This is a genomic window from Aeoliella sp. (assembly GCF_965227375.1).
Taxonomy (GTDB): domain Bacteria; phylum Planctomycetota; class Planctomycetia; order Pirellulales; family Lacipirellulaceae; genus Aeoliella.
Window position 1 is genome coordinate 896,323 of the sequence record NZ_CBDDFX010000001.1, and the last position, 26,086, is coordinate 922,408.

22 protein-coding genes are annotated in these 26,086 nt (G+C 60.9%); 5 read left to right on the forward strand and 17 right to left on the reverse strand.

The window, feature by feature from the left end; all coding sequences use genetic code 11:
• Nucleotides 1-63 precede the first annotated feature (63 nt).
• From ACQK2L_RS03610 to ACQK2L_RS03625, 4 genes are all read right to left on the reverse strand, one after another.
• The gene (locus tag ACQK2L_RS03610) at nucleotides 64-4,209 is read right to left on the reverse strand and encodes a beta strand repeat-containing protein (protein WP_425395565.1); all 4,146 of its coding nucleotides are present in this window, start codon (nucleotides 4,207-4,209) and stop codon (nucleotides 64-66) included.
• Between the two features lie 101 nt (nucleotides 4,210-4,310).
• Nucleotides 4,311-5,753: a FecR domain-containing protein gene (locus ACQK2L_RS03615; RefSeq protein ID WP_425395566.1), complete on the reverse strand. Its 1,443-nt coding sequence runs from the start codon at nucleotides 5,751-5,753 to the stop codon at nucleotides 4,311-4,313.
• A gap of 14 nt (nucleotides 5,754-5,767) precedes the next feature.
• Complete coding sequence (locus tag ACQK2L_RS03620; protein WP_425395567.1) at nucleotides 5,768-6,298, reverse strand: sigma-70 family RNA polymerase sigma factor; 531 nt, start codon at nucleotides 6,296-6,298, stop codon at nucleotides 5,768-5,770.
• A 304-nt stretch (nucleotides 6,299-6,602) separates the two neighbouring features.
• Nucleotides 6,603-8,336, reverse strand: a complete 1,734-nt coding sequence (locus ACQK2L_RS03625; protein WP_425395568.1) for a hypothetical protein — start codon at nucleotides 8,334-8,336, stop codon at nucleotides 6,603-6,605.
• A 216-nt stretch (nucleotides 8,337-8,552) separates the two neighbouring features.
• Between ACQK2L_RS03625 and ACQK2L_RS03630 the strand changes: the two genes are divergently transcribed.
• Together ACQK2L_RS03630 and ACQK2L_RS03635 are read left to right on the forward strand one after the other, a co-directional pair.
• Entirely contained in the window at nucleotides 8,553-10,346 is a 1,794-nt protein-coding gene (locus ACQK2L_RS03630) for a sulfurtransferase (RefSeq protein WP_425395569.1), read from the forward strand.
• Between the two features lie 14 nt (nucleotides 10,347-10,360).
• On the forward strand, nucleotides 10,361-11,155 hold the full coding sequence (locus ACQK2L_RS03635) for a TrmH family RNA methyltransferase (protein ID WP_425395570.1): 795 nt from the start codon (nucleotides 10,361-10,363) through the stop codon (nucleotides 11,153-11,155).
• 9 nt (nucleotides 11,156-11,164) lie between these two features.
• On the opposite strand, the gene phnD is transcribed toward ACQK2L_RS03635, so the two are convergent.
• The 10 genes from phnD to ACQK2L_RS03685 all read right to left on the reverse strand — a co-directional run bounded on the left by phnD (nucleotide 11,165) and on the right by ACQK2L_RS03685 (nucleotide 20,426).
• Nucleotides 11,165-12,235 carry a phosphate/phosphite/phosphonate ABC transporter substrate-binding protein gene (gene phnD, locus ACQK2L_RS03640; RefSeq protein WP_425395571.1) on the reverse strand — a complete coding sequence of 357 codons (1,071 nt, stop codon included), beginning with the start codon at nucleotides 12,233-12,235 and terminating at the stop codon, nucleotides 11,165-11,167.
• 182 nt (nucleotides 12,236-12,417) lie between these two features.
• Nucleotides 12,418-13,182 carry a hypothetical protein gene (locus tag ACQK2L_RS03645; RefSeq protein ID WP_425395572.1) on the reverse strand — a complete coding sequence of 255 codons (765 nt, stop codon included), beginning with the start codon at nucleotides 13,180-13,182 and terminating at the stop codon, nucleotides 12,418-12,420.
• A gap of 127 nt (nucleotides 13,183-13,309) precedes the next feature.
• Nucleotides 13,310-13,510, reverse strand: a complete 201-nt coding sequence (locus ACQK2L_RS03650; RefSeq protein ID WP_425395573.1) for a hypothetical protein — start codon at nucleotides 13,508-13,510, stop codon at nucleotides 13,310-13,312.
• Between the two features lie 111 nt (nucleotides 13,511-13,621).
• Entirely contained in the window at nucleotides 13,622-14,149 is a 528-nt protein-coding gene (locus tag ACQK2L_RS03655) for a hypothetical protein (RefSeq protein WP_425395574.1), read from the reverse strand.
• A gap of 380 nt (nucleotides 14,150-14,529) precedes the next feature.
• Entirely contained in the window at nucleotides 14,530-14,706 is a 177-nt protein-coding gene (locus ACQK2L_RS03660) for a hypothetical protein (protein WP_425395575.1), read from the reverse strand.
• 583 nt (nucleotides 14,707-15,289) lie between these two features.
• Nucleotides 15,290-16,288, reverse strand: a complete 999-nt coding sequence (locus tag ACQK2L_RS03665; protein WP_425395576.1) for a sigma-54 interaction domain-containing protein — start codon at nucleotides 16,286-16,288, stop codon at nucleotides 15,290-15,292.
• A gap of 435 nt (nucleotides 16,289-16,723) precedes the next feature.
• Nucleotides 16,724-17,632, reverse strand: a complete 909-nt coding sequence (locus tag ACQK2L_RS03670) for an LpxI family protein (protein ID WP_425395577.1) — start codon at nucleotides 17,630-17,632, stop codon at nucleotides 16,724-16,726.
• 18 nt (nucleotides 17,633-17,650) lie between these two features.
• On the reverse strand, nucleotides 17,651-18,736 hold the full coding sequence (lpxD, locus tag ACQK2L_RS03675) for a UDP-3-O-(3-hydroxymyristoyl)glucosamine N-acyltransferase (protein WP_425395578.1): 1,086 nt from the start codon (nucleotides 18,734-18,736) through the stop codon (nucleotides 17,651-17,653).
• Nucleotides 18,737-18,909: 173 nt separating this feature from the next.
• Entirely contained in the window at nucleotides 18,910-19,317 is a 408-nt protein-coding gene (locus tag ACQK2L_RS03680) for a hypothetical protein (RefSeq protein WP_425395579.1), read from the reverse strand.
• A gap of 110 nt (nucleotides 19,318-19,427) precedes the next feature.
• Nucleotides 19,428-20,426 carry a hypothetical protein gene (locus ACQK2L_RS03685; RefSeq protein WP_425395580.1) on the reverse strand — a complete coding sequence of 333 codons (999 nt, stop codon included), beginning with the start codon at nucleotides 20,424-20,426 and terminating at the stop codon, nucleotides 19,428-19,430.
• A 161-nt stretch (nucleotides 20,427-20,587) separates the two neighbouring features.
• On the opposite strand from ACQK2L_RS03685, the gene ACQK2L_RS03690 reads away from it, so the two are divergent.
• A complete protein-coding gene (locus ACQK2L_RS03690; protein ID WP_425395581.1) occupies nucleotides 20,588-21,814 on the forward strand; it encodes a lactate racemase domain-containing protein in 1,227 nt (408 codons plus the stop codon).
• 13 nt (nucleotides 21,815-21,827) lie between these two features.
• On the forward strand, nucleotides 21,828-22,649 hold the full coding sequence (locus tag ACQK2L_RS03695; RefSeq protein WP_425395582.1) for a YgfZ/GcvT domain-containing protein: 822 nt from the start codon (nucleotides 21,828-21,830) through the stop codon (nucleotides 22,647-22,649).
• On the opposite strand, the gene ACQK2L_RS03700 is transcribed toward ACQK2L_RS03695, so the two are convergent.
• From ACQK2L_RS03700 to ACQK2L_RS03710, 3 genes are all read right to left on the reverse strand, one after another.
• The gene (locus ACQK2L_RS03700; protein WP_425395583.1) at nucleotides 22,650-23,132 is read right to left on the reverse strand and encodes a hypothetical protein; all 483 of its coding nucleotides are present in this window, start codon (nucleotides 23,130-23,132) and stop codon (nucleotides 22,650-22,652) included. It lies immediately after the preceding gene.
• Between the two features lie 15 nt (nucleotides 23,133-23,147).
• On the reverse strand, nucleotides 23,148-24,158 hold the full coding sequence (locus ACQK2L_RS03705; RefSeq protein ID WP_425395584.1) for a site-2 protease family protein: 1,011 nt from the start codon (nucleotides 24,156-24,158) through the stop codon (nucleotides 23,148-23,150).
• Between the two features lie 280 nt (nucleotides 24,159-24,438).
• Nucleotides 24,439-25,221 carry a hypothetical protein gene (locus ACQK2L_RS03710; protein ID WP_425395585.1) on the reverse strand — a complete coding sequence of 261 codons (783 nt, stop codon included), beginning with the start codon at nucleotides 25,219-25,221 and terminating at the stop codon, nucleotides 24,439-24,441.
• Between the two features lie 196 nt (nucleotides 25,222-25,417).
• Here ACQK2L_RS03710 and ACQK2L_RS03715 point away from each other — a divergent pair, with 196 nt between their 5' ends.
• Nucleotides 25,418-26,080 carry a hypothetical protein gene (locus ACQK2L_RS03715; protein WP_425395586.1) on the forward strand — a complete coding sequence of 221 codons (663 nt, stop codon included), beginning with the start codon at nucleotides 25,418-25,420 and terminating at the stop codon, nucleotides 26,078-26,080.
• Nucleotides 26,081-26,086 lie beyond the last annotated feature (6 nt).

Consider the following 26,086-nt stretch of genomic DNA (forward strand, 5'->3'; position numbering starts at 1 on the left):
ACCTCCAGTACAGAAAAGCCAAAAAGGCCACAAGCAAAACAGTTCTCAAACAAACGCACTGCGTCAAACCGTGGAATGCTGCCCTATTCCACGGCGACGCAGTGCAAAAAACCCACCGGCCACAAGGCCGGCAATCAAAACAAATGAAGTTGGTTCCGGCACGTTGGCCGACGCCGACGCAATATTGCTCAGTGCGGCGGCAGTCATGCCGAAGTTGTCTTTCCACAAGGTGTAGTCGGCCTCGTCCACCACTCCATTGCCGCTCGCAGTGCCAGCGGGCAGGACGGTCTCGTCGGCACCCAGGTTGTTTCGCCACACGGTGTAGTCGGCGATGTTGACAATGCCGTCTCCGTTGAAGTCGCCACCCAATCCGGCCGAGAAGGTCAGAATCAGGTCGGTCATCGAGTCGTCGTAGGAGGCCGAGAACCCGCTTGGCAGTCCGTCGCCGAAGTCGAGGCTGCCGAGCGCCGTGGCGATCCCGCCTGCGGCCGAAAGGATGGTGTACTGCGTACCGTCTGCTGGTTGGAGGCCCTCTTCCAGCAATACGGCGATCTCCCCAGTGAGGGTCGCCATGCCACTGATGTCGAGGCTGTCGAAACCGGTTGCCATGATGTCAACCTCCAGAACACCCGAGGAGCTGAGGTCAAAGTCGCCATTGACGTCCAAGGTGGCGGTACCACCAAGCTCGAGAATTCGAAGGTTGTCCACACTACCCAATACTCCGGCCGCGCGAACGTCGGTGTAGAAACCAATCACGTCTGCTTCGTTGGCGGTAGCGGGAGTTCGTGTCGTGATGACGTTGCGGCCGGTAGCATCGTAGAAACCAGCCTCAAAAGTGTTTTCGCCGGTACGAGCGACAAACAGCGATGTGTATTCGGGAGCACCCCCGCCCACCAAGCCGTACTCTGTGGTTCCGTCGAATCCTCGCGAGTACAACTGCCCGTCGTTGCGAGCATAGACCGAAACGTAGTCCTGTCGCGTTCCAGCCACTGGAGTGGTTCCACCCACGTAGAGGCCGATGTCTTGGGAATCGCCACTGTGGGCAACGTCCACAATGAGCTCTTCACCCACCGCGAGGCTTAGCCCGCTACGAACGAGTGCGGATTGCTCGATGGACTGATAGGTGGTCGTGTTGTACTCAGCGGCTCCGCCGGTGATTTGCCATGCGGCCGTATTCGCACCGCCGCCGGTATCCGTATCAAGGATGACCGTGTTGGTGTAACTGCTCAAGTCGCCGCTGAAATCGTCGATGATGGTCGTGGCGGTGGGTTTGCCCAGCACCAGGGTGCCATTGATGGTGACATCGCCGGTGGATGCAGAGACCGTTTCCAACGTTGCCCCACTGGCGACGGTGGTCGCACCGCGGTAGTCGTTAGCCGTGTTGTGCAGCTTGACCGTACCGGCGTTCACGTTCACGGGGCCGTAGCCCGTGATGCCGCCACTGCCGGTGAACGTGTAGGTGCTGACGGAGTTGAACAGCGTGCTGCCAGGCGAGACCGTTGTCTCCAAAACAACGTCCTTGCTGGTGCCGCCGCTGCCGAACGTCACGTTGTCCAGGTCTCGGAACCTCGAGTCGCCACCGGTCCAGTTGGTACTGGTGTTGACGTCCCACGTGCTGTTGCCAGCGGTGCCGTTCCACGTGCGTGCAGCAGCCGCTCCTGCGAAGCTGACCGTTACGTTGTTGCCGCTAACGGTGACCGATCCGGTCTGACGAGGATTCAGGGCGTTGCCGTTCTGGTCGGTGAAGCTTACGTCGAAGTTACCACCCGTCGCCGAACCGGTGCGGGAGTTGGCGGTGATGATGGTATAGGGACCAGACGCCAGGCTGCCACTAACGGGGGTGACCCGCAGGTTGTGCTGCCCACCGCCCGATGCGTTAAGCGTCAGCGCACCATCAACATCCAGCAGGTCGTTCACGCCGCTGCCGGTAGTGGTGACATTTGCCAGATCGAAGTTCATCCCGCCATTCGGATTCGCCTGAGTGGAACTGATGCTGAGAGTGCCATCGACCGTGAGCGTGCCCACGTTATTGGTACCGGGCTCCACAACAGAGTCTTCGAACATGCCGAGAGTACCGGCGCCGGTATCAATGGTGCCGGTGCCGGCCAGAGTTTGTCCGATCTCGTCACCGTTGAACTCGATTCCATCCGGATCCTGAGTTACCTGCAGGTTGTAGGTGGTGAACGCGCTGGTATCGAAGACGGCGCCGCTGTGCACCTCGATTCGGGACGTGTACAACTCACCCGCGTTGGCGGTCTGCGAGTCGATGACTGCCAGAGTTCCCTCTTCAATCACCGTCGTGGCACGGTGGAAGTTGAACTGGTCGGCAATGGTGTTCTGGCCACCTGTGCTGATGTTGAGCGTACCGGGGCCTCGCTTGATAACGTGCACGTTATCGCCGGCATTGGTATCGGGAGTGCCGTTCATGTCGGCGTCGAGAAAGTCGCCGTTGGCGTCAGTAGCGTAATCAGTAATCGCACCGGTGATGGCGATCGTGCTGCCAGCGGCCGTGTCGAACACGTAGTAGCGGTCGTTGGGCGCGACATCGTCAAAGGCCGAGATGGTTCCACCAAGCGTAAGCGTGCCAGAAGTCGACTCGATCTTGTAGTGACTTCCTTCACCGGGCGTGTCGGCGAAGATGTTGCCGGCCCAGGAGCTTGTGCCGCCGGTAGAGAGGTGAGCGGGAGTACCTTCATTCGCCCGCTCGTCGAGCTTCAGCACCTCGTTGCCGATGGCCTTGCCTTGGAAGGTGAGTTGGGCGGCGCCGCCGATGCGCGTTTCGGAAGCGGCTGTGCCATCTGAAGCACCGAGGGTACCACTTCCTGATAGCGTCAGGACGGTGTCGGTCCCTTCGATGGTGGTTGTGCCGGTATGAGTGTTGGCCCCGGTGAAGGTAACTTTGGCACCCAGGGTGACGATCACCGAGCCGGTGCCGGAGATGACGCCATCGACCGTGCCTCCAACGTAGCCACCGCCAGTTGCTCCGTTCTCCACGAAGAAGCCGTTATCGCCGCCAAACAGCAGATTGGAAGTCGTGGCCACGAGGTCCACATTCGCACCGGCGGGAATCGCACTCGGGTGCGTGACCGACACACGGCCATCGTTGACGGTCAGCGCTCCATTGAAGGAGTTCCCAGCGTCGAGAATCAACTCGCCAGCGCCAGACTTGGTGAGTCCAGCGGAACCGGCCACGTCCACGCTTAGCCAGTGCCGACCAACCGTCGACACGTCCGCGTCGCCGATCATCGTCAGCGTGTTTCCGCCATTGATGATGTAGTCGGCGACACCGTTGCTGAATACGATGTTGTTGAGCGACACCGGGCTGTCCAGCGTGACCGTTGCCGGTGAATTTGCCGCCGTGAGCACAGCACCGAAGGTAGCCTTGGAAGTCGGCACTGTGTTTTCCGACCAGTTGGCGGAGTCGTTGAAGTTGCCGCCTCCGTCGACCTTCCACACATTGTCGGGAGCGCCGAGTACCTGCTCGGTGAGCAAGAAGTTGTCGAAGGTGTGACCAGTTGTCAGTGTGTTATTAAAGGTGAGACCAACCGAACCGATGAGGGCGATGCTGTCGGTGATGGTTCGGGGAGTCCCCAGACCACTATCGCCGTCGAGGACCGACGCTCCGTTGATGAACAACTCGACCGTATAGCTGGAACCATCGGCGGCCGTGATCAACTGCATCTCCGCGTCGTAGGTCGTGTTGGCGACGATGTCGAGCGTGTCGTCCGCGTTGAATCCGTTTGCTGCACCCGCACCGCCGAAATACTCGACGTCGCCCACATTCAGCGCGCCGTCGATATCCCGCAAGAGCGCCCAGGAGCGGCCACCCGGCCCATCGGTAAAGCGGTCATCGTTGCCACCATCGGCACCCGGAAGACCAATAAACGTGGCGGCGTCGCCGGAGGCGAAACCGAAGCCACCCCAATCACCGCCCACCGCATTAACGCCAATGTCGACGGACAGGTTGTATTGAGCGTTCGGCTGCAGCGAGACATCCAACAACGCAGAACCCGAAAGGCTGCCATCGGTTGTGCCATCGTCCAGAAACGCACTATTGGCGATCCAGTTAGTCGAGAGGCCGTTGCTAATGTCGACCGCTGCTCCGTTGAGCAATCCGCCATTTCCGCTGAAGTCGTCCGAATACAGAGTGGTTTGCGCGTGCGCGGTTGCGGTTGCCAGGATGCCAATTAAAAGCCACGTTGGTTTCATGGAAGTTCGTCCGTTGATCATGTCCCGCCTCGACAGATGCGGTGCGTGTTTCTGGGAAAAGCGTCGCACAAGTTCTTGCGATTCGCTCATTCAATCGTTGCTTACTCGTCTCGCGCTTCAGACTGGCGTCCAAACGCGTACCATTCCACTCGTAGAGCCATGGGGTTGGGGAGGTCCCGCCACTCGGCTGGCTCGGCAAAGATACCGTTCCATACGTCGATCTCTACGACGTTCGTTCCGGCAACCAGTCCATCCGTCACGTTGACGTACCGGAACTGGCTGTGGTCAAACTCCTGCAAGGATTCGTTGTCGATCCACGACTCCACCGTTACCGGGATACCGTTGATGCGCACGGCCTTGATGCCGTTGTCGGCCAGGAAGCGGCCGAAGAGCTGGATGGTGCGCAGGTCGTAGCCGTCCAGCTCGAACTCTGTCTTGAAGGTGTAGAGCGAATTCTTTTCGGCCGTCTGCCAACCCGGCATCGAGACCCATTGCGAGTTCGCTTTGTCGTTTGGCAGGTACCGCTCGTCGGGAACACACACCACCGCATAGCGGGGCTCGAAATTGCCTTCGCCGGGCCCGTCGACCACCATCCAGTTGGGGTCCTCATCACCTTCGTCGAATCCCACACCAGTGTTCAACAGGTTGATGGGTCGGTAGAGGTGCAGTTTGCTGAGGCTGGCGGTCTCAAACATCGAGTCGCTCGCCTGCTGCAACGCATTGCCTCGCCCCTGTCGGTCGACTGCATAGCCTTTGCCTTCGCCGACCAACAGGCCTCGACGATCTTTATCGGCCATTTTGGGATGGACTCGCACCAACCCTTGGATCACTTCCGTCTGGACGCCCTTCTCTTTCGAGGCAGAGACCGTGAACGTGGTGCCCAGGTCGACCACCTCCATGCTGTCGGTCAGCACGCTGAACCCTTTGGCCCACTCAGCAACATGCACGGCCACGTCGCCGTATTCGAGTTCCACCTTATCGCGGGCGACGAACTTCAAGGCGCAGGGGGCTCGCATGGCGATCTCGGCGCCGCAACCGACGCTAATACGCGCTTCGCCTTCAATCAGTTCCGCCGTTTGGCCTTCGCGAAACACCTGGCCAATGGCGGGGCTGCCCTCTTGCCAGCGTGCGTTGTCCTGCGACGAAAGCGTTGCCACGGGCGCGGGGGGACGCTGCAGTGGTGCATCCACCGTGGCAGCCGGACCAGTTGGCTGTGTCGGCGCCGGTTGCTGATTTGGCAAGGAGAGCAGCAGAGCAACGCTGGCCGCGATGGCAGCAAACCACAACCACGGATGCTTTACGATTCGTTTCGATTGGCCAACCGGTGCGGGACACGAAGTCTCTACGCTGCGCGGCACGGGTTGAGAACTGCCGGTGCGGAAGTTGTAGCGGAGATCGACGTCCAACCGCGACACGTGGGCAAACAACTGGCGGACTTCTTCATCCTGGTCCAGCAACTGTTCCAGTTGCTGCACCTGAGCGTCGTCCGCTGTGCCGGAAAGCACCGCGTCGATCAGCTTGACCAGTTGTTCGTCGATCGCCATACCTAGAACCCTTCCTATCGCCCTATAGCCATCTGCATCTTAATGCACTTCAGCAGACTCTTCCTTAGCCGAGTCAGCACCATTGCAACGGCTGCCTCGGTCTTGTTCTCCTGCTCTGCCAACTGCTTCACGGAGGCGCCGTCGGAGTATCGCAGCCGGAGCAACTCTTGCTGCTCTGGCGACAGCTTGTTCAAGCAGCCACTCAAGGCTTCGGTACGTTCGTCGGCCTCGCGGTCGCTCTCTGCTAGGAAACTGTCCGCCACTTTCTCCATGACCGATTCGCTGAAGAACACGCGGGCGCGGTGCTGCGAGCGCTGGAAGTTCTTGATGTTGAAGTAGGCAATCTTGAGCGCCCAACTCGTGAACTCGGTGCCTGGTTGGTACTCGCCGAACTTTTCCCAGAGCAACACAGTGGTTTGCTGATAGATATCCTCGGCGTCGCTCATGTTGTGCAACATGGCGTAGATGTAGCCAAACACTCGACTGCGGCTGGCAGCCAGCAAGTCGGAGAAGGCAGCTATTTGGTGCTCGTCGCGAGAATGCATGGTGGGCCTGGGCAGTGGCTACACGCACAAATGTACTGAGTAGTGGCAAGGCAGCGCGATCAGTCTCGGCGCGAACCCTAACTGTCGAATCCGATTTCAGAGCGAACGCCCTAGTATCTCTAGGAAAAGCCGCCTTACGGGATAGTACATGTACGGCGGGAGGGGAACCTAACGGTGGTTGTCCCACCTTTTTCCATCATAAGATGGAAATAGCCAGTTCAGCTCCGCCGGATTTCCGCAACTGCGGGTATCACTCGCTGCCGAACGATGGGCCAAGAATTCGGACACCGACGCAAATGGCCGTCTACCGAAGTTGGTGTGCGGCCTTCTGCAGCGCATCGGGTAAAAGGTTGTGGTTTGCGCCGGCGACTGGAATGACCAGCAGCGCAGTCGATTGAGAGTTGGTGAGATCCAACTCGAGTCCAGCGATCAGCTCTGATCCAGGATAGACGGTGCTCACGGGCTCTCCGTCGTCGCCTCGGCGAACGACTGCATAGTGCTTGTCGCTGGCGACCGTGAACCACACGGGAAACTGGTTGATGCGCGGATAGTCCAACGGCATGCGCATGACCTCACGGTGCCGCGGCGGGTCGAAACAGAGTCTTCCCTTCCATGGACCGCTGGACTGGACGGACAACACCAGCCCATCGCCCTGAGCGGCAGCGCCCACCGAAACGTCGCCCCTCCATGGCTGAACCGTGGCGCCCTGCTGCTTCCATAGCGCCCACATCATGGCCGTGCGGGCGTAGTTACCGTCGCCATGCCAGCCTTCGACGATGCCACTGGGCTGTTGGATGGCGAGCATCCGCTCGATGTTGGCGTCCACCCATTCGGGTAGACCGGCGACATCGGGCTCGCGATTCATGAGGTTGATTGCCCCCTCGACGCTATCGGCGATGCCGTCGGCGCTCTTCCCCTGCCAGGCGAAGCTCCAGTAATGCGGCTTCAGGCACCCCAGTGCCTTGCGTGTAGCCTCACGGTAGGACTGCGTGCCATCCAGCAGATAGACAGTGTACACGCCGTTGAAGTTGTATCCCCAACTATCGTGAATCCTCGCGTTCACGACCTCGCCCGTCTTCATATTGACCGAGTCGTACATCAGCCCGTGTTCGTTGATACCATGAGCCAGCAGATCGTCGAGCAACCGATGCAGCGGAGCTTGGTAAGAGGCCTTCTTCTCGGGTCGATCAAAATGGCAGGCGCAGTAGACTTCGGTCAGGCCGGAAATCAGCTCGCAATTGTGGTCGCGGAGCTGAATGACCTCCACGTCACGCGTCGGATGGCGGTCGCCCAGCAGATAGTAGTCCGCGATTCGGCACGCACCATCTAGGTAGCGCTGATCGTCAGTCAGGTAGTACAGGCGGCTCATCACCTGCATCATTTCGCCATTGACTTCAATGCTGTCGGAGGGAACGACACCGTGGGGCGTGGACTGCGTGCCGTGCTCGAGGATCGAGTCGACAATCGCCACCATCCGCTCGGTCCAGGGCGTGGACCCCAGCAACTCGGTGATCGGCATCAAACCGTCCTTGACGTATTCCGAGCCGTCGAACACCACGCGATCCATGTCGATCTCGTCGTGCGCAAAGCCTTGCTTCGAGAAGCTATAGGCATCCGGTAGCGCTCCAACTCGGCTGGTGAGTTGCTGCTCGGTCCGCAGCATGTCGAGCATCCGCGAGCGGTAGATCGGCTGGTCGGTGAAGGCCGCCACCAACACCATGAAGGCGTAGTTGTCCGCGGCGGAGTTGCGCCCGTTCCAGATGTCCTTGCCCTGCCGAAGGTTCTGCGGAATGAGTCCGGTCTTCTCGTCGGCTTGAGCGAGCCAACCGTGCAAGTACCGGTGACAGCGAATCCACGCAGCGGAGGCCTGCCGGCCGTGAATCCGCGCACGCTGGAGCGGGGTCAGATCCTCCGCGGAGAGATCCTTGGCAAGCTGCTGGAGGTCAGGCAACGCCTCCGGCGAAGCGGCACCGGCAGTGCGGCAGAACCAAGCGACACCAGCAAGTAGTATCACAACGATGGAAACCCGGCCTGACATCGGAAGTCCTCTCAGCTAATTCGTGAATACGACAGTCCGCATCTGCTCCATTCTCCAGGGTTCTAACTACGCTTGTCGAGGGACGCGGTCGGCCCAACGGCGACGAGGTGGTCCTAAATAACCGGTTTTGCGAATCGCACACTTGGGAAATCGGTACAGCCACGCCCCGGCTACGCCTACCTTTCTCCTCGCGAGGTCGGGCCGCATAATTAGTGCATGTCGATTCTGAATGTGGCCGCCTATAAGTTTGTCGAACTCACGGACCTGCCGTCCCGCCGGGCGGAGCTGCGCCGTCGGTGCCATGAACTGGACCTACGGGGCACCATCCTGCTGGCCGAAGAAGGGATCAACCTGTTCGTCGCCGGCCAGCCGCCGACCGTGGCGGCGCTGATGGAGCACCTGCAGGCCGATTCGGCGATCGGGGCGCTGGACATCAAAGAAAGCCACAGCGACTACCAACCGTTCACCCGGATGCTGGTGAAGATCAAGCAGGAGATCATCGCTTTCGGCGTCGAAGGCGTGGAACCCGCCCGCTACACTTCCAAACGTATCGCGCCCCGCGAGCTGAAACAGTGGCTCGACGAAGGCCGTCCGGTGACGCTGCTCGACACGCGCAACGATTACGAAGTCGATCTCGGCACCTTCGAGGGAGCCGAGCATTTGGACATCGGCCACTTCCGCGATTTCCCCAAGGCAGTCGAGTCGCTGCCCGAGGAGATTCGCGAGCAACCCGTCGTAACGTTCTGCACCGGGGGAATTCGTTGCGAGAAGGCCGCTCCGATGCTCGAGCAGGTTGGCTTCCGTGACGTTTATCAACTCGACGGTGGCATCCTCAAGTACTTCGAGGACGTCGGTGGCGCGCACTATCGTGGCGATTGCTTTGTGTTCGACCAGCGGGTGGCGGTCGACGCGGCGCTGCGCGAGACCGACGCCGCCCAGTGCTACGCGTGCCAAGCGATCCTGTCGCCCGAAGATCAGCAGTCTCCGCTCTACGTGAAAGGCGAGTCGTGCCCGCGCTGCTATCGCACCAGTGACGAAGCGATGCAGCAATCGATTGCGCGGCGGCACGCGACGATTCGCAAAGTCGCCACTCCGCTGCCCGGCGCGGAGGCCTACGATCGCCGTTTGCCGCTGCACGTGGCGGGCGGATGGGACGGCTTGCCGATCGTCGACTTCCTGCACCGTGCGGTCCCCTCGATGCCGGCTGAGTACTGGCAGGAGGAGCTAACACTGGGGCGCATCCTGCTCAACGATCACCCTGTCGATAGCTCGCGCACGGTAACCGCAGGCGAGAAGTACGAGCACCTGCTGCCCGGCGTTGTCGAGCCGAAAGTGCGTGCCGATATTCGCATTCTCTACGAGGACGCCGACCTGGTAGTGGTCGACAAACCCGCGCCGCTGCCGATCCACCCCGGTGGCCGTTTCGAGAAGAACACGCTGTCGAACTTGCTCGCGAAGGCTTACGCGCCTGAGCGACTTCGCCACGCCCACCGTCTCGACGCCAATACCACCGGGCTGGTGGTTTTCGCGCGAACCCGGCGAGTCGCAAAGCTGGTGCAACCGCAGTTCGAGCGGGGGGAAGTTGAGAAGCAGTACCTCGCACTGGTAATCGGGCATCCGGAGGACGACAAGTTCGATTGCAACGCGGCCATCGCGCGGGATGCTTCGGCCGCGGGGGTTCGCCTGCCGGACACCGCTGGCGCCGAGGCGTCTACCGAGTTCGAGGTACGGCATCGGATGGCAGACGGCACGACACTGCTGTTGGTGCGACCGATCACGGGGCGGACCAACCAGATACGTGTCCACTTGTGGCAGCTAGGTTTGCCGATCGTCGGCGACCCGTCCTACCTGCCAGAGGGCGAAACAGCCGCCCGGCAAACCCTGTCAGTCGACGAACCGCCAATGTGCCTGCACGCGTGGCGGCTGAGTTTGGTGCACCCTTCGTCGCGCGAAAGAGTGGTCTTCGAAGCACCTCAGCCAGCGTGGGCTCAGTCGGGAGCGCCGGACTAGTTATGGATCCACCGATGATCACCAGTCGGCAGAATCCGCGCATCAAGGCCGTGGCCGCGCTCAAAAATCGCGCGAACCGCGAACGCGAGGGTAGGGCGGTGGTGTATGGAGTACGCGAATCGCAGAGGGCGCTGGATGCCGGCGGGAAAGTCGTGGAGTGCCTGTGGTGCCGCGACTACTTCCGCTCGCCCGAGGCGGAAACCGTGGTGGAGCAGTTGGCTTCCGCCGGCGCGGAGTTGTTCGAGGTGGCCCGCGAGGCGTTCGACAAACTGGCCTACGGCGATCGTCAGGACGGAGTGGTCTCGGTGTTCGAGACGCCGCGACGCACGCTCGCCGAGTTGCAACTGCCCGAAACGCCACTGGTCGCAGTGCTCGAAGGAGTCGAGAAGCCGGGCAACCTTGGCGCTGTACTGCGTTCGGCCGACGGGGCGGGCATCGATGCGGTGCTGGTGGTCGATCCGGTGATCGATCTGTTCAACCCCAACGCAATTCGCGCAAGCGTGTCGGCCGTGTTCCAGGCCAACGTAGTAGCGGCCACCGCCAGCGAGGTGCTCACCTGGCTTCGCGAGAACAGCCTTGCGATTTGGGCCACTCGGCCCGACGCCAGCGGGATGTACTGGGACGTCGACTTCCGGCAGCCCGGGGCCATTGTCCTGGGAGGGGAGGCGGAGGGTCTGACCGACGCTTGGCAGTCGCCCGACGTCACGCCGGTTGCCCTGCCGATGCACGGCGTGGCCGACAGCTTGAATGTCTCGGCCACGGCGGCAGTTCTGTTCTACGAAGCGCGGCGGCAGCGCAACGGTTCCTAAAGCGCCGAGCTACTGGACACTTTTGCGCGCTTTTTCGAGTGTGTCGTCGATGCGACGTACGTTGGCCCAGTCGTCTTTGTAGTCGACTGCTACGAACTCATCGCGCTGTGGAGCGCCGTACTCGTCCATCAGCGGTGTTCCCTCCCACTCGTACTCGGTGAGCAACTTCGTCACCGCTTCGCGCACCGCTGGCGACAGGTTGTGAGCGTAACCCAACGCGACCGGCGGGAATCGTTCTGACTGGTACAGCACGCGAACCTGACTTGCGTCGATCAGCCCATCCGTCACATAGCGCTCGAACAAATCGCTGGCCACAGGCGCCGCATCGGTCTTGCCGCTGGCCACTTCCTGGGCCGAGGTGTCGTGCGCCATGGAGAAGCCATACTGGTAGTCGCGCTCTGGCAGCATATCGTGCTCGTCCATCAGGAATACGAACGCTGCCTTGAAGCCTGAGTTGGAGTTAGGTCGGACGAAAGTGATCTTCTTCCCCTTCAGATCCTCGACCTTCTTGATGGGACTGTCGGCCCCGACGAGCAAATCCATCGTGTAGCCGAACGAGTCGCCGTGGCCAAAGGTGCTGACCGGTACGAACCCCGCCGCATTCACGGCAACCGGCACCGCACCGGTGTTGAAGGCCGACACGTGCAACTCTCCGTTGGCCATCGCTTCGATCTGCTCTTGCGGTTCGACGAAGTGCTTGTACTCGGTTGGCACACCGGTAGCCTCGGTCAATGCATCGAGAAAAGGCTTCCAAGCGGTGGGTGCGTTGCCGGCGTCGTCGGAGCCGACGTAGGAGAACACGATCACCTCCGGCGTCACACACTTATCGTCGGCGGGCGAGTCGGCCACCATGTCGCCATCCGCGTCGCTCCAGCCGGCCATTTTCTCCGCCGTTGCTGGCTTGCCAAGCAATCGGACTAGTTCACTGCTTTCGAGATTCTGTTGCGCGGCACTTGGCAAGGTCTGCACGGCCCACCAGATACACAACAACACCAGCGCGATCGGTATCACCACCTTCAGCACGCGAGCGGGAGAAACTGCGGTCGATTGGTCGTCGGCAGGCGTTTGAACATCGGTCATTTGGTATTCCCCACTAGTCAACATAGTCGTGCGGCGCACTCGCGCCACTCAGCATACCAGGGGCCGTGGGGCGCGCAAAGCAAGCGTCCCTAGCGCGCAGCAAAAACCGGCCGAGGAAGGGGAAACCTCGACCGGTTCAGTGCGTTACTGCTCAGTTGTGCCTACAAAGGCCAAACCGGGTGCTAGCCCAACCGCCAGCGGACGGCCACCACGGCGACTCCCAAACCGGTCAGCAGCAGATAGGCGCCGGTGGGCTCGGGGATGGCTTGACCGGAGATCGTCAACACGCCGTTCATGGCAATGATGTTCTCGAAATCACCCTGCTGAGGAACACCTCTCGTATTGTTGGAGGTAGTGGTGAACGAGAAGCTGATCTCCGAGCCTGGTGCGAACTGCAATCCGCCTGGCAGATTGAACTGCGACCACTCGGTGGTTGAAGCGGAGATCAATAGGGTTGGATTCCCTTGCGAACCGGTGTCGGTGAGCACGACCAAGGAATCGTCGAACTTCAGCGAAAGCGAACTCGTCGTCACGCCGCCCGACTTCTGAAACCAATCGAAGCCGAAATTGTAGTCATCCATGCCCACGGAATTGTCGCCTGTGGCGAACGATACCGGGCTGGGCGATGCGATGGACGAGCCGAGGTCAAAGATCAAGAGATCGCCATAGATATTGTCGGACTCCATATACTGCTCGACAAGCGTTTCGTCGAGTTTGAATGATCCGCCAACTAGTTTGTGAGCTTCTACTGGATCCTCGTTGCCGCCTTCGGCACTCGACACGGTGTTCATGTCGTGCAGGATACCTTGCTTGCCTTCAAACGACGCCCCGCCGGCATACAAGACATCGAGACTATCCAAGTTCAAAGTAATGGTCGCGGCCTGCGTCGCACCATTTGTGGCGACGGCCAAGCACGCAACCGCCACACACATAGCAATTCGGTTCATAGCTGTACATCTCATCGATTGAATCCCCTTGTTTAAAATCACTTCGGATGGCCGCGCGGCGATCCGATCAAACGCTTCACTCTCGACCGCCGGATCCGTTGCTCCGTAAAACGGTCTCAAAAACTTGTTACCAACTGGAACGCTTGTTACGGCGTTGGTGGATACCTCCGGGCGCGCTCTTGGTGCGCTTGCTCCGTTTGGCGGAGCTGCGACTCGAGCGGTTGCTGGGCTTCTTGTGGCCGCGCGAACGCATCGGCGCAATACTGCGCGCGTGCCGATCGCTGGCTTCCTGGTCTTCCAGCACTATTGGTTGTTGTCTTTCGCTCATCGTTACTCCCCTCGATTGGTTGGCGGCCACAAACCTTGTACTGCTTGCACAGCCGCTCTCGGGTTGTTGGCTGGCCGTAGCCAACCCTGTCCTGCACACTGCTGGCAGCATCTAACCACCGGGCAGCTTGCACTCCTTTGCCTGTGGGTTGGTTGTTGCCGACTCCCGCGCTAGCTTCTCGGTCGCCAATCGCGCTTCGCGAAACATGTTTTCCAGTCCCACGTCTTCCCCCAACCCAGGCAGATAGACCCATACGCCAAGTTGGCGCGCCGCGAACTCGGCCAGTGGGTTGTGGGGATCGCCGTTGATCACCAGCAGCGGAACATGGTTCTGCGCCAGATCGTGCGCCAACTGTTCGAAGTCGCTCCGCGAAGACTCGTTGTCCGCAACGCTTTGGAGATCAACCACAGCAAGATGAAACTTCAGACGGAACGCAAGACGCATCGCCTGCATCGAGCAGTCGCACACGTCGACACTCCAACCCTCTTCGCCAGCCGACGATTCGAGCAGAGTGGCATGCGCAGAATCTACCGTTACCACCAAGCAGCGGCCTATCGCTGCCGGTCCGGCGCGAGTTACGGGTGCCACCGTCGACGAAGCCGACGACGGCACGGCAACATTCAGTTCAGGCGCGTTCATCAATCACTTGTTTCTGCGAGATTCAAAGTTGTTCGCCGACTTCCCTTGCCAATGCACGCAGGCGCGAGACTGCTCGGCGTCAGTCTCTTGGCACTCTGGTTGCGCTGCGCTTGAACCCATGCGGGACAAACCAGCGCACGCGTGGCTATCCATGGCCACGCACCTTCTTCACTGTTGAACATCTAGCACTACGCCTGCGCGAGAGCCCTCACTCCACACGCTTGCGCAAGTCGGCGCGCAACGAGTTGCGGTAGCTTCAGCAAACTGCGAAGACACCGGCAGCCGGGTAGCTGCGCAATGCTTGCAGCCCAATCGGCACATCTATCCGCGCTGGAGCGTCCCTCAACGCGCAGCGTGAACTAATGCCGTGGGTGCGTTGGCTACCAGGCAACCTTCTTGCGACGACGACGGTGCATGCCGTTAAACGATTGCGGTGCTTTGCCTCGACGACGGCTCTGCGGGGCGCGACGCTTGCTGTGTCCGTTACCCCGAATCTGCTGAAATTTCTCCGTGCCGTACTTCGATTCAGCGCTCTCGTAAACTTGCTCAATGCTCATTGCCAATGCTCCTTGTTTCCTGATATCCAGGAGACCTGCGCTACGCGCCGGGGCGCAGCGACACGAAATACACCTCTCTCCGCCAGGGCGCCTTCGCGCGGAGGGATCCAATTCCCTCCACACCCGGCCGGCATACCAGGCGGACTACGACCTCTGTTGGGATAGTCCACAACCAGATCGCGTCCCTCACTAAAGCGACGGGCGTGCCAAGGTTGCGGCGGGTCGCCAAGAGTCGGCGCAACTAGATGGTGCAAAAGAACTTAGGAGCTCAAGATTTTTCTGCTGACAAGAAGCAGAGCAGGGAGAAGCTCACTCGAATGGTGAGAGTGCAGCTGCGCGTACGTCGTAAGTCTTTAGGAGAAAAACACTTACGGACCATTTCACCGACATGATGAATGGTCACCAAAGCAAGGAGTGCCTTGGGCCGCGCGGTGAGAAGTGGCCGTACATGGCCCGAAACGGCGATTAACGGCTAAAAAACACTAGAAATCACGGGTAGATCGCCACCGCGGCACCAATCAGGTGCTGACACACCGAGAGCGAAGCATCCACCATCCGGGGATTCAAATCGCCGCCCGTCAGACTAGTTCTTAGAGGGGCTATCGCCGTCCTGCGGCTCCTGGTCGATCTGGGCCAGCAGGCGAGTCATCGTGTTGGCGTGAATGCCAAGCAGCTTGGCGGCCCGACCTTTGTGCCCACGGGTCGCCTGCAGGGCCTGACGCACCGCGATACGACGCAGTTTCGACAGATTGGTGAAAGGCAACGCCGGCGTGGCCGACTCGGGGGTGCGCGTGGTGGGAAGCGATGGTTCGCAATCCAACACGTACGCCTGCTCGATCACGTGGCCCAATTGGCGAATGTTGCCAGGCCAAGGGTACTCGCAGAATTCGCGGAGCCTGTCGCTCGAGGGCTTCCAGGCGTCGCGTTTGTACTTGGCCGCGTACTTGGCCGAAAAGTACTCGATGAACCGTGGGATGTCATCCACGCGGTGCCGCAGAGGAGGAACTTCCAGCTCCACCATGTTCAATCGATAGTAGAGATCTTCGCGGAACCGCCCGGCTACCACCTCGGCTTCCAGGTTGCGATTCGTTGCGGCGATGATCTGCACGTTGATGGGCACTGGCTTGGCGGCGCCAACGGGAGTGACTTCGCCTTCTTGCAGTACACGAAGCAGTTTAGGCTGCAATTCAGCGGGCATTTCGCCCACTTCGTCAAGAAAGACGATGCCACCTTCGCCTGCGCGGAAGACACCCAAACTGGCGCCGGCTGCTCCGGTAAACGCCCCTTTTTCGTGACCGAACAGTTGACTCTCGGCCAGGGTGGGAGTGAGCGCCGCGCAGTTGACGGGCACGAACATCCGATCGCGCCTTGGGCCCAACTCATGCAGCAAGCGAGCCCAGACTTCTTTGCCGGTGCCGGTCTCGCCGGTGATTAGAACGGGGCATTGCACTTCAGCCGCCTTTTCGGCGTGGCTTGCAATGCGAGTAACCCTCGGATTAGATCCCAGAATCCAACTTCTAGGGTGTTCGGGCGGCCGTGAAAGCAGTCGCTCGATCGAGGGAGTGATAACCTCAGGTGCCATTTCTCAGAAGCTCCGCAGGCCTAAGCAACGCATTTTGCGTGCTCTGGATCTCTGTTCCAAAAGTTGCCTTACCTGCATTGGCTAGGTGAAAATAGTCCGACTGTTCCAGCTTCGAGTCTTTCGAAGCGAATCGGACGCCATTCGCGTCACTAGCGGTTCCAATGTTGAATAGTAGTTACGAAAACAATAAGAGTGCAGACCCGTCACGCATCTTACACGTCGGGCTCCTACCCCCAGCGTGCAGTATAGTCACGGTGTGCGAATGTCTCAATCAAGTTGAGTTGAATGCCGAGAAAAAACCGTGCGATTACCGCGTTTTGCGCTTGAATAGCGCCTGGCGTTGATTTAAGGGATTTGCGGGCTGGGAGTCCCCGCCCGGGATGCCGCCACGTAGCGCAAGTCCCTTATTGACAGGGACTTGTGATTTCGGCAGTGCTATGCGGCTTGCCGGCCACCCTGGGAATCCATCCCCTTGGGGGAGATCGCCACCACGGTTATCCCCAAGCGGTTGGCCGCGGTTCGGAAGGCTGAATCCTCGAGCAGGATGGTTTTCCGGGCTTCCACCGCCAGAACGCGTCCGCCGGCCTCGGCCATGGTTTCCAGCGTTCCTTGGCCCACCGTGGGGACGTCGAAACGCATGTCCTGCTGGGGTTTGGCGGTTTTGACCACCGTGAACCCGCCCTGCCGGCAAAGTTCACCCGCCCGGGCGATGCAGCTGTCGGTTCCCTCGACGGCCTCGACCGCCAGCACTGCCTGCCCTTTGATGCAGACACTCTGGCCCACGTCGAGCTGGCCCATCTGCTTGGCCAGGTGCCAGCCAAATTCCACGTCGGCGTACTCGGCTGTGGTCAATTCGCTACCGGCCACCACGCCTTCGTCGATCAACAGTTCGGGAGCGTAGTCGGTGGCTGGCAGGAACTCGATGCCACCTTTGGCGAACGTATCGACCACCGCCAACAACAGCGTGTCGTCCTTGCGATCGGAAGTGCGCGCGACGAAGTGAGGATAGAAAGCTTTGAACGTGGTCCAGTCGGGCAGCAGGTTCCAGAAGGTCATGGGCTGAAACAGATTCACCTTGTGAATCTTGCCGGCCATCGTGGCCCGCCGCACTCCGTGCGAAGCAAACCACTTCGACGCGCGACCAAGCTTCGCCAGGCCAACCCAATCGAACTCGTCGCACACTCGCGCCAAGTTTCCGTCGGCGTACCCTTTCACGCCCAGGCAACACACGCGATACCCGTCGCGCTTCAAGGCTTCGGCCACAACCACGGGAAACCTTCCCCAGGCGGCCAGCAGGCCGACGGTGTTATCGTCGGTCGCGTTGTTGGCGGGTGTTGTTGGCATTGTCGGATCGAAGTTGCCTTAAGCAGCCGGGTCCATGGCGTGGCCGCCAGAGCTGTCTTGCTGGCGCGCGGTGGATTCCAGGTCTTGCACCGTCTTGCGAATCTGTTTGAATTGCTTGCGCATCTCGGGCAGCTTGGCCAGCGAGGCGAGCAAGATCTTCTGATCGCGTTCGGGTGTGGCTGGTGCGCCGAAGGCCACCACGCCGGCGGCAATGTCGTTCGATACGCCTGCCATGGCGCCGATGCGTGCTCCTTCGCCAATGTGTACGTGATCGCGAACACCGACCTGGCCGGCCATTACCACGTAGTCGCCTGTGGAGGTGCTGCCGGCGATGCCCACTTGGGCGCACAGCAAGTTGTGTTTGCCGATCTGACAGTTGTGGGCGATCTGCACCAGGTTGTCGATCTTGGTGCCTTCGCCGATGCGAGTGGAACTGTACGTGCCGCGATCGATGGTCGAGTTGGCGCCCACTTCCACGTGCGGTCCGATCACCACGTTGCCGAGTTGGGCCGCCAGTTCGTGACGCCCCTGGGCCTGGCGGTAGCCGAAGCCATACGCGCCGATGACCGCGCCGGAATGAATGATCGCGTGATCGCCTACGATGGTATCTTCGTACAACGTGACGCCCGGGAAGATGATGACACCTTCGCCGATCTGGCAGCCAGCCATGATGTTCACGCCGGCGTGAATCGTGGTGCCAGAGCCAATGGTCACATCGTCGGCCACGGTCGAGCGAGGGCCGATGGTGACGTCGTCCGCCAGTCGGGCGCTAGCGCTCACAATGGCCGAAGCATCGACTCCCGGCGCAACGGATTGCCGTTGGGGCCGGTACAGTTTGACGATGGTGGTGAAGGCGGTGTGCACGTCGTCGACTTCAATGGTCGGCTTGCCATCGCATGCCATGCCGGTGGGCACGAGCACGGCGCCGGCAGGCGACTGGAGCGCCTGGGCGACACGTTCGGGCTGGTCGACCAGGGTGATTTCGCGCGGCGCAACTTCGTCCAGTGGGGCAGCTCCGACAATGGTAACCGTGGCGTCGCCGGTAGTGCGGCCGGCGACCAGATGGGCCAAGTCGGCCAGGGTGCGAGGTCGTAGCTCATTCATCGTTGGGAATCCTTTCCCCGCTGGTGGAATCAAAAGCGATAAGCCCAACGACGCGAAGTGGCGGTCGGCGGCGATCGCTACCTGCTGCCGCTGGTTGGGCCGCGATGGTATCCGGTCCCCCCCGGCCGGGCAACAGCAACCAGCAGCGGTGCTAGCACTTGCCGCGCACAAGTTCACTCAGCGTTTGCGATTAACGAGCGGGCTTCTTCAAAGAAACGCTGCAACTGTAGAAATTCGGCCATGTCGCCCCCGACGTCGGGATGCCGTTCTTTCACCAGTTCGCGGTAGGCCTTGAGCAGTTCGGCCTCGGTGCAAGGCAGCGTCAACCCAAACACCGCCAAACAAGGCGGCACCCGGCGGCGACGACGGGCTTCGTCGGCCACCCAGGCCGGTACATAGCGAACGTAGTTGGAAACAACCACCAGCGCTCCACGGAGCCGCCGGTAATACGCCCGAATGTCGAGCACCATCAGCGCCCAACCAAACGCCGGCCCCCCGATGACCAACGCCACGAAACCCAATAGCACCAACACGTCGAAACTGTCGGTCCATTGCTGCTGGACTGCCAGGATCTGCGTCATAGCCCCCTCGAATCGCAGAATTGGTTTGGGAACAGCGCCTGTCACGGATTTACGGGTATTCTACTCGACTACGCAGCTCACTGCACACGGGCCGCAAAGCAGCGGGAACCTTATTCTTCTCGCTGCTCGGCCTCGTCGGTCGAGGGCTCAGTGTCCGCGGGTTGCTCGGCTCCCTCCGTCGCTTCGGGCGGATTTGCTTCGACTTCGGGCTCGGCGGGTGGTTGGCGAAATGCGTCGACCATTTCTTCTTCGTTCTGGCCCTCCAGCGAGGGCAATCGGAACATGTCCTTCGAGGTCGTTATGTCGACGGCCACGTCGAAGAAGTTGAACTGCCAAGTGAATTCGGTGAATTCCTGATCCGGATATAGATGCTTTTGGATTTTCTCGTTGGCAATCTCGATCCGCAGAAAGACGAAGGTCTCTTTGTGAATCCACATCACCTGGGGACCTTCGTCGGTACGCAGTTGGACGCGATAGCAGTCGATGGCGTCCTGCGATGGCGTCTTGATTTTCTTGGGTGGGAGCAACACTAACGCCCTGGGATCCTCCAGCGGCCAAGGGGCTTTCTCTCCGTCGGGCAGCAATAACGCTAGCTGGGGAAAAATGTCGGGGATCGGTCCGGGGAACAACGCTTCGCGGAGGATAGGGTCTGGGGCCACGGTCTGAAGGTTTGCCACTTCAGGGGCATCTACACGCAGCCGTTGCGGTGCGAGATTCGTGACGACGGCTTCCAGTCGCGATCCATCCGAGGCAACGATCGCCCCTTGTGGAGGAGCGTCGATGATCGTTCGCATGTGAGTAATGAGAAACCGATTGGGACGCTGCAGTCTCACCGATAAGGTAGTCGGTGGCGTTTGACGCATCACTCCGTCGGTTGGACGGATGAAGTGCTCGGCGTATTCGGCGTTGTCCATGTACGAATCGGCCTCGCGGTACACGGCGACCACTTTCTGCATGATCTCAACGGCCGTCATACCGTCTTGCCGCTCGGGCTCGCTGGCCTCGGCCGAATTCTCGCTCGGCTGCTGCGACTTTTCACCGCAGCCGGCGCAGAACGCCCCGAGCAATACAAGCGTGCTGCAGGCGATTGACGATCTCAGATTCCACATTGCCGCGACAGCTCCCAGGGTTTGCGAACAACCGTAATTCACCCTACCACACGCCCTGGCGGTGGGCCATCGCCGCTTGACCCCCTTGCGCGGCGGCCGATACCATTTTGTACTCGGTTGTGCCGATGTTTCCCTTTGTCCCGTGTGCGTTTCGAGTTGCTATGTCCATTCAAGCTCATGTCCAACTGGGCGAACTTCCCCCACTGGAAATCTCGTTGCGCGACGAAGCCTGGCTGGGCGGTGGCGACTCGGCGGAATCCACACGCCTGACGGCCAGCGACGTCGTGGCAGCGACCACCGCGGCGCTTGAGTCGCCGGTCGGCTTTCCGCCGCTCGCGCAAGCCACCGTGCCGGGCGACCACGTGGCCATCGCCATCGGCGCTGGTGTGCGGCAAGCGGACGACGTGGTCCGCGGCGTGCTGGCGGCGCTCGAAGCAACCGGCGGACAGCGGTCCTTGGTGCAAGTAGTGACCGGCAGCGTCGAGGAAGCCAACAAACTGCGCAACGAACTTCGCGATCTGACCGACGACGGATTGGTAGTCGTCGGGCACGTGTCGGGCGACGACGATTCGCTGTGCTATCTGGCGGCCGTGGAAGACGAGCCGCTGATGATCAGTCGACAGTTGTTCGAAGCCGACCTGGTGATCCCAGTGGGCTGCGGAAGGTTGTCCCACGCTCGCGACGCACGCGGCGTGTACGAGTCGATCTATCCGCGGTTCGCCGACGTGCTCACCCAGCGGCGCTACGCGCAGGCCGACGCGCTCGACTCGCCCACCGCCGGAATGATCCGCCGCCGCGAAACCGACCAAGCCGGCTGGCTGCTCGGTTCGGCGTTGGTGGTACAAGTGATTCCCGCGCGTGGAGGCGGAGTAGCTCAGGTCGTGGCCGGCGCGCCGGACGACGTCGCCCGCGTGGTCGACGAAGTTGGCGGCCGCGAGTGGGCATTGGCCGTTGAGCAGCCCGCTCAGTTGGTGGTGGCCACGCTTGCGGGTGGGCCCGAGGAACAAACGTGGGAGAACGTCGCCCGCGCGCTGCACACGGCCGGCACAGTGGCCGACATGGATCAAAGCGCGGTGGCCATCTGCACGCAGCTCGACACACCGCCGGGTGGGTCGCTGCAAGAGCTGATCGCCACCGGCGGCAACCTCGACCGCGCCGCCCAACTGCACGACGCCCAGACCGACGATGCGCAGGCCGCGTGGGAAATCTACAAAGCGCTATGCCGCGGCCCGGTGTACTTCATGAGCCAGCTGGAGCCCGACGTGGTAGAAGACCTGGGCATGACCCACATCGCCTCGACTGACGAACTGGCCCGGCTCGCCCAACGCAGCGCAAGTTGCATCGTACTGAACGAAGTGCAACACACCGTGCCGAAGTGGGCCGAGTAAGAAAGGACCACCCGTGACCCTGCCAACAGGAAGCTACTTCACCGACTGGCCGGGCAGCGTGCTCGAAGTCACCGGCGACGATCGCATCGCGTTCCTGCACAACATGTGCACGGCCGACGTCAAGCAAATGGCGGTCGGCGAGTCGCGCGAGGCCTTCTTCACCAACGTCAAAGGGCACGTGCTGTGCCACGCGGTGCTGCACAGCGCCGAGGACCGCGTGACGGCTGTCGTACTGGCCGACGATGCCGCGCCGCTCGCCGCGCAGCTCGATCGTTACGTCATTCGCGAAGACGTCACGCTGCGAGCGAACGAAGGACGGCCGGCGCTAGTCGTCGGCTCCGAGAACGAGCCTGGTTGGATTCCCTTTCCGCTGCTCCCCGAACCCGCATGGGTCGCACCAGCTAACGCCGGTATGGCGGACCGCGAACTTGCGGAGGCTTCCCGTGCCGATCTTGATGGTGTGCGCGTGGCTGCCGGTTGGCCACTGGGCGGAGTCGACTTCGGCGAGGGCACGTTGCCGCAGGAGCTGAGCCGCGACGCCCGGGCGATTAGCTTCACTAAGGGTTGTTACCTGGGGCAGGAGACCATCGCGCGGCTCGACGCGCTGGGGCACGTGAACAAGCAAATGGTGCGCGTGCGGGCAATCGACGGCGCCGCGCTCGCCGCGGGCACTGCGTTAACCGTTGGCGACAAGCAAGTCGGCACGGTGACCACCGCCGCCGAGCTCGACGATGGTTACGCCGGACTAGCAATGGTCCGCCGCGAGGCCAACGCGGCGGGAACCAAACTCACCACCGATGCTGGTGAGGTGGTCGTCGAGTCGCTTGCCGACTGATCACCGCGCGTGCGGCGAGTTGGCCACTTCCAGCGGCGCGGCAACGATCTCACGCAGCCACTCAGTCGCCCGCGTGTGAAGGTCGCGCTCTTCGGGCACTTGGCCGATTACCTGCGCGTTGTGCTCGATGGAGGTTAGCAGGGCTTGGAGTTGCTGTCGGGCTTGCTGAAGCAAGACCGCTTTGGCGGATGGGTCGAGCACTCGGCTCACCAGTTGCACTTCTCCGCCAGGGCGCTCGCGGTGCATGGCGATGAGCTTGCCCTTGTCGGCCTTAAGTAGCTCGCCAGCCACGTAGCCGCGGCGAAGCTGGCCACTGGAATTGAAGTGGTACACCGGATCCTGGTCGAGGTACACGCTGGCCGCGCCGCTGGTGCGGAAACCGACAAACACTTCGGCGCACTCTGGCGACGTGAACATGATCCGCTCGACAAACGCTACCGCGTCGCGCAGTAAATCCTCTCGGGCTTCCTTTTGCCGGGCCATCGTGAGTGCGGCTCGTTACGATTCGGCGGGAGGGTGTTGATCGCGACGACGATCGCGATACCGGCGGCTCGCCCGCCGCAAAAAGGCCTGATCGTCCTGCGAAAGGTGCTCGAACCCTTCCAGGTGCAGCCGCGCCAGGATGTCGTCGACGCGGGCGTCTTCGTAGTCTTCCTGGGCTTTGCGTTTGCGTTCGTACCGCTCACGAAGTTGATCGTAGTGCTGTTCGACCAGCACCATGTGGCTGGCGTCATCGCGCCAGATGTCTTCGCCCAGTTCTTCTTCCAGACCCAACCAATCGTCGTCGATTGTCTCGCCGTCGAGTTCCTCCAGCAGGTACCAGTCGCGCTGCGCTGCAACGGCCAGGTAGAGGAAAGCAAAGATGGGGATCACCCACACGTAGCTCTCCACTTGCACGATCGACGCCAGGTACAAACCGCAGAACAAGAAGCCCACGGACGTCGCCTGCGCCAAACGACCGGTGGCCAGTAGCGCGGTCCGCCGACCCACCATGGGCCACAGTAGCGACCGCAACACGATGGCCACGTCGAACGGGTAAGCGGGCAGCAGGTTCACCAGGAACAGAATCCAGTTGAGCCACAACACCACCTTCACGGTAGTGATTCCAAGCGGCACGTTGAGAGTGAACTGGTTGAAGGCCGAAATCGGGTGCAGCAGCGCCAGCACTTCGTCGGTTCCTTGAAGCACCAGCGGGCAGACCGCGGCCACCACCAACATCAGGTGCACCGCCGGACCGGCGATCGCCACCAGCACTTGCGGCTCGGGCTCGTCGGCCAGATCGACTTCGTAACTGCCGCCAGCTGGGCCGACCACCACGCTGGACACTTCACCGCCCAGCCGCATGGCCACCAGCACGTGCGCCAACTGATGCAAAGTGACACTCGCCAACCAGACGACGATCATCACCAGTCCAATAACCGGCTTGTCGGCTGTCAGGGCGAGCACTCCGGCGAGTCCCAGCAGCAGCAATAGATGGACCTCGACCGCTGTACCATTCCAGCGACCCAATCCGACGCTCCAGGAAAACCCACTCTGCCTCAACATTTTTGAATCTGCGAACCCCCGGCCTGTGCGACACACCACCTGATAATTCCGAACCATCCAGTATGTTACCACTGGTGCCCCCTAACGGCAAACATCTGCGAAAACGCAGGCGAAAACACCCCTGCGGCGAGCCCCACTTGGGTGGGTACTCGAGGCCCTGCGCGGCGACTGCCAGCCGGGCGCGCGGCAGCTAGCAATGGGGCATTCTTCTGGGTTGCCCCAGGTCCTCGCTTTCCCGCCCCAATCACGCATGGCTCTCCAGCCACGTCTGATGGTCGGATTCGCAATTTGGACAGTACATCGACGCGTGTGCCTCGCCGGTGGCGTCGCCCCAATGCTTGGCGTTCGGAAACTGATCAGCGGCGTGGCTCGCTGCGGTGTGGATGAAGAGAAAGTTGCTCGGAGCGTCGTATGGTTGCAGCGCAACATGGTGCATCCCGCAGAACTCTCGACCATCCACCCGGTATTTCTCAGGCAGCTCTCCGCACTTGGGGCAGTACGCATCTGTGTGCGCAGCCGACTCCAAGTTGGAACTGCAAGGACAGGAGGAAATCACTCTGCCTTGGTCGGCAAACGCCGGTTCCAGATCGGCACTAAACGCATGGGGGCGATGGTTACACCGTGGGCAACCGCGCGATTCGCTATCGAGCCAGCGGTATTCATGACCGCAATCGGCCTTGCAGTTTGCCACAACGCGGACCTGCACAATCTTCAGCGAGGAACGAGAGCACTGAGGACAAGGAAGTCGGTCCACAGGGCCCGGTTTTAGCAGGTACTCGTCGTTGCCAGCGTACTGCTCGTCCAACTCGCGCACCACCGACTTGAGAAAAGGCTTGTGCAGTTCAGCTGCCGCGACTTTTCCAAGTTGAATCAAGACCACCTGTTCGTCAGGCAGCGCGCGGGCAATGTCGTGCATTTGCCCCGTTCGACGCTCGAACAGCGGGAACCACCATTGGTGAAAGTGACACCCGACTCGCGCCTTTCGCGAACAAAAACCGCAGTCGCAGCTGGCGCGTAGGAGTTTCATGATAAATGGCTATAGAAACGAAGACTGATCCGAATCGGTCCACCGGTGCCAGTATCCCGGGTGCGAAAGACCAAAGCGGAGTATAACCCGAGGCGCGTGCCAATCCAAACGTTGCTGGCCAAGGCGAGTGCCATGCAGTAACCTGAATGGTCGTCTCCCTTCATCTGCGACAAGTTCCAACGACGGATTGCGAACCATGGCGATCGCCAGCAAGTCGTTCTCGCTCCGCACACTGCTGTGGGTCACTCTGGTGGTTTGCATGGGCATCGCAACCTGGAACATGTCGCGTAAGTTACATCGTGCCGAAGCTGAACTGCGTACTCTACGAGATGAGGTGGGACGCCTTACGATTGAAGATCGTACCATGTTCCACGCGATTGCCATTGATACGGGAGAAGAGCACACCTGGCGGTGGCGATGCTTCTTTCCCAAAGGCTATCGTTACTCGGTGCATGCAGCCAGCAAAGAGATCCCCACCAAGGGCATCCCACAATCAGCGGGCTTAGGTTCCTATTCGAATGAGACGGTTGAGGAAGACATCGAAGTGGTGGTGACCGCCCGGCTTCGCAAAGCGGAAGACGGTGCATGGCGTTTGACGGTGACCAGTCGATCGGGCGACGGCAAGTCGCGCAAGATCCCTGATCTTGCAATCAACATCCCGGCCGAAGACATGGCGTGGCGAGAGACGCACTCGTCGGTTTTATCCGGCACGATGGGCAAATCAACCACCGTGACTCAAGAGGCAACCGAACCTATCATCCTGCGAACCTACCGACCCTTCTACCAGGACCAAACGAAACTCGGAACAGGATACATCCTCTGGTTCCAGGCCCACACGCCAGGCAAGCCGATGCAATAGCGTGAG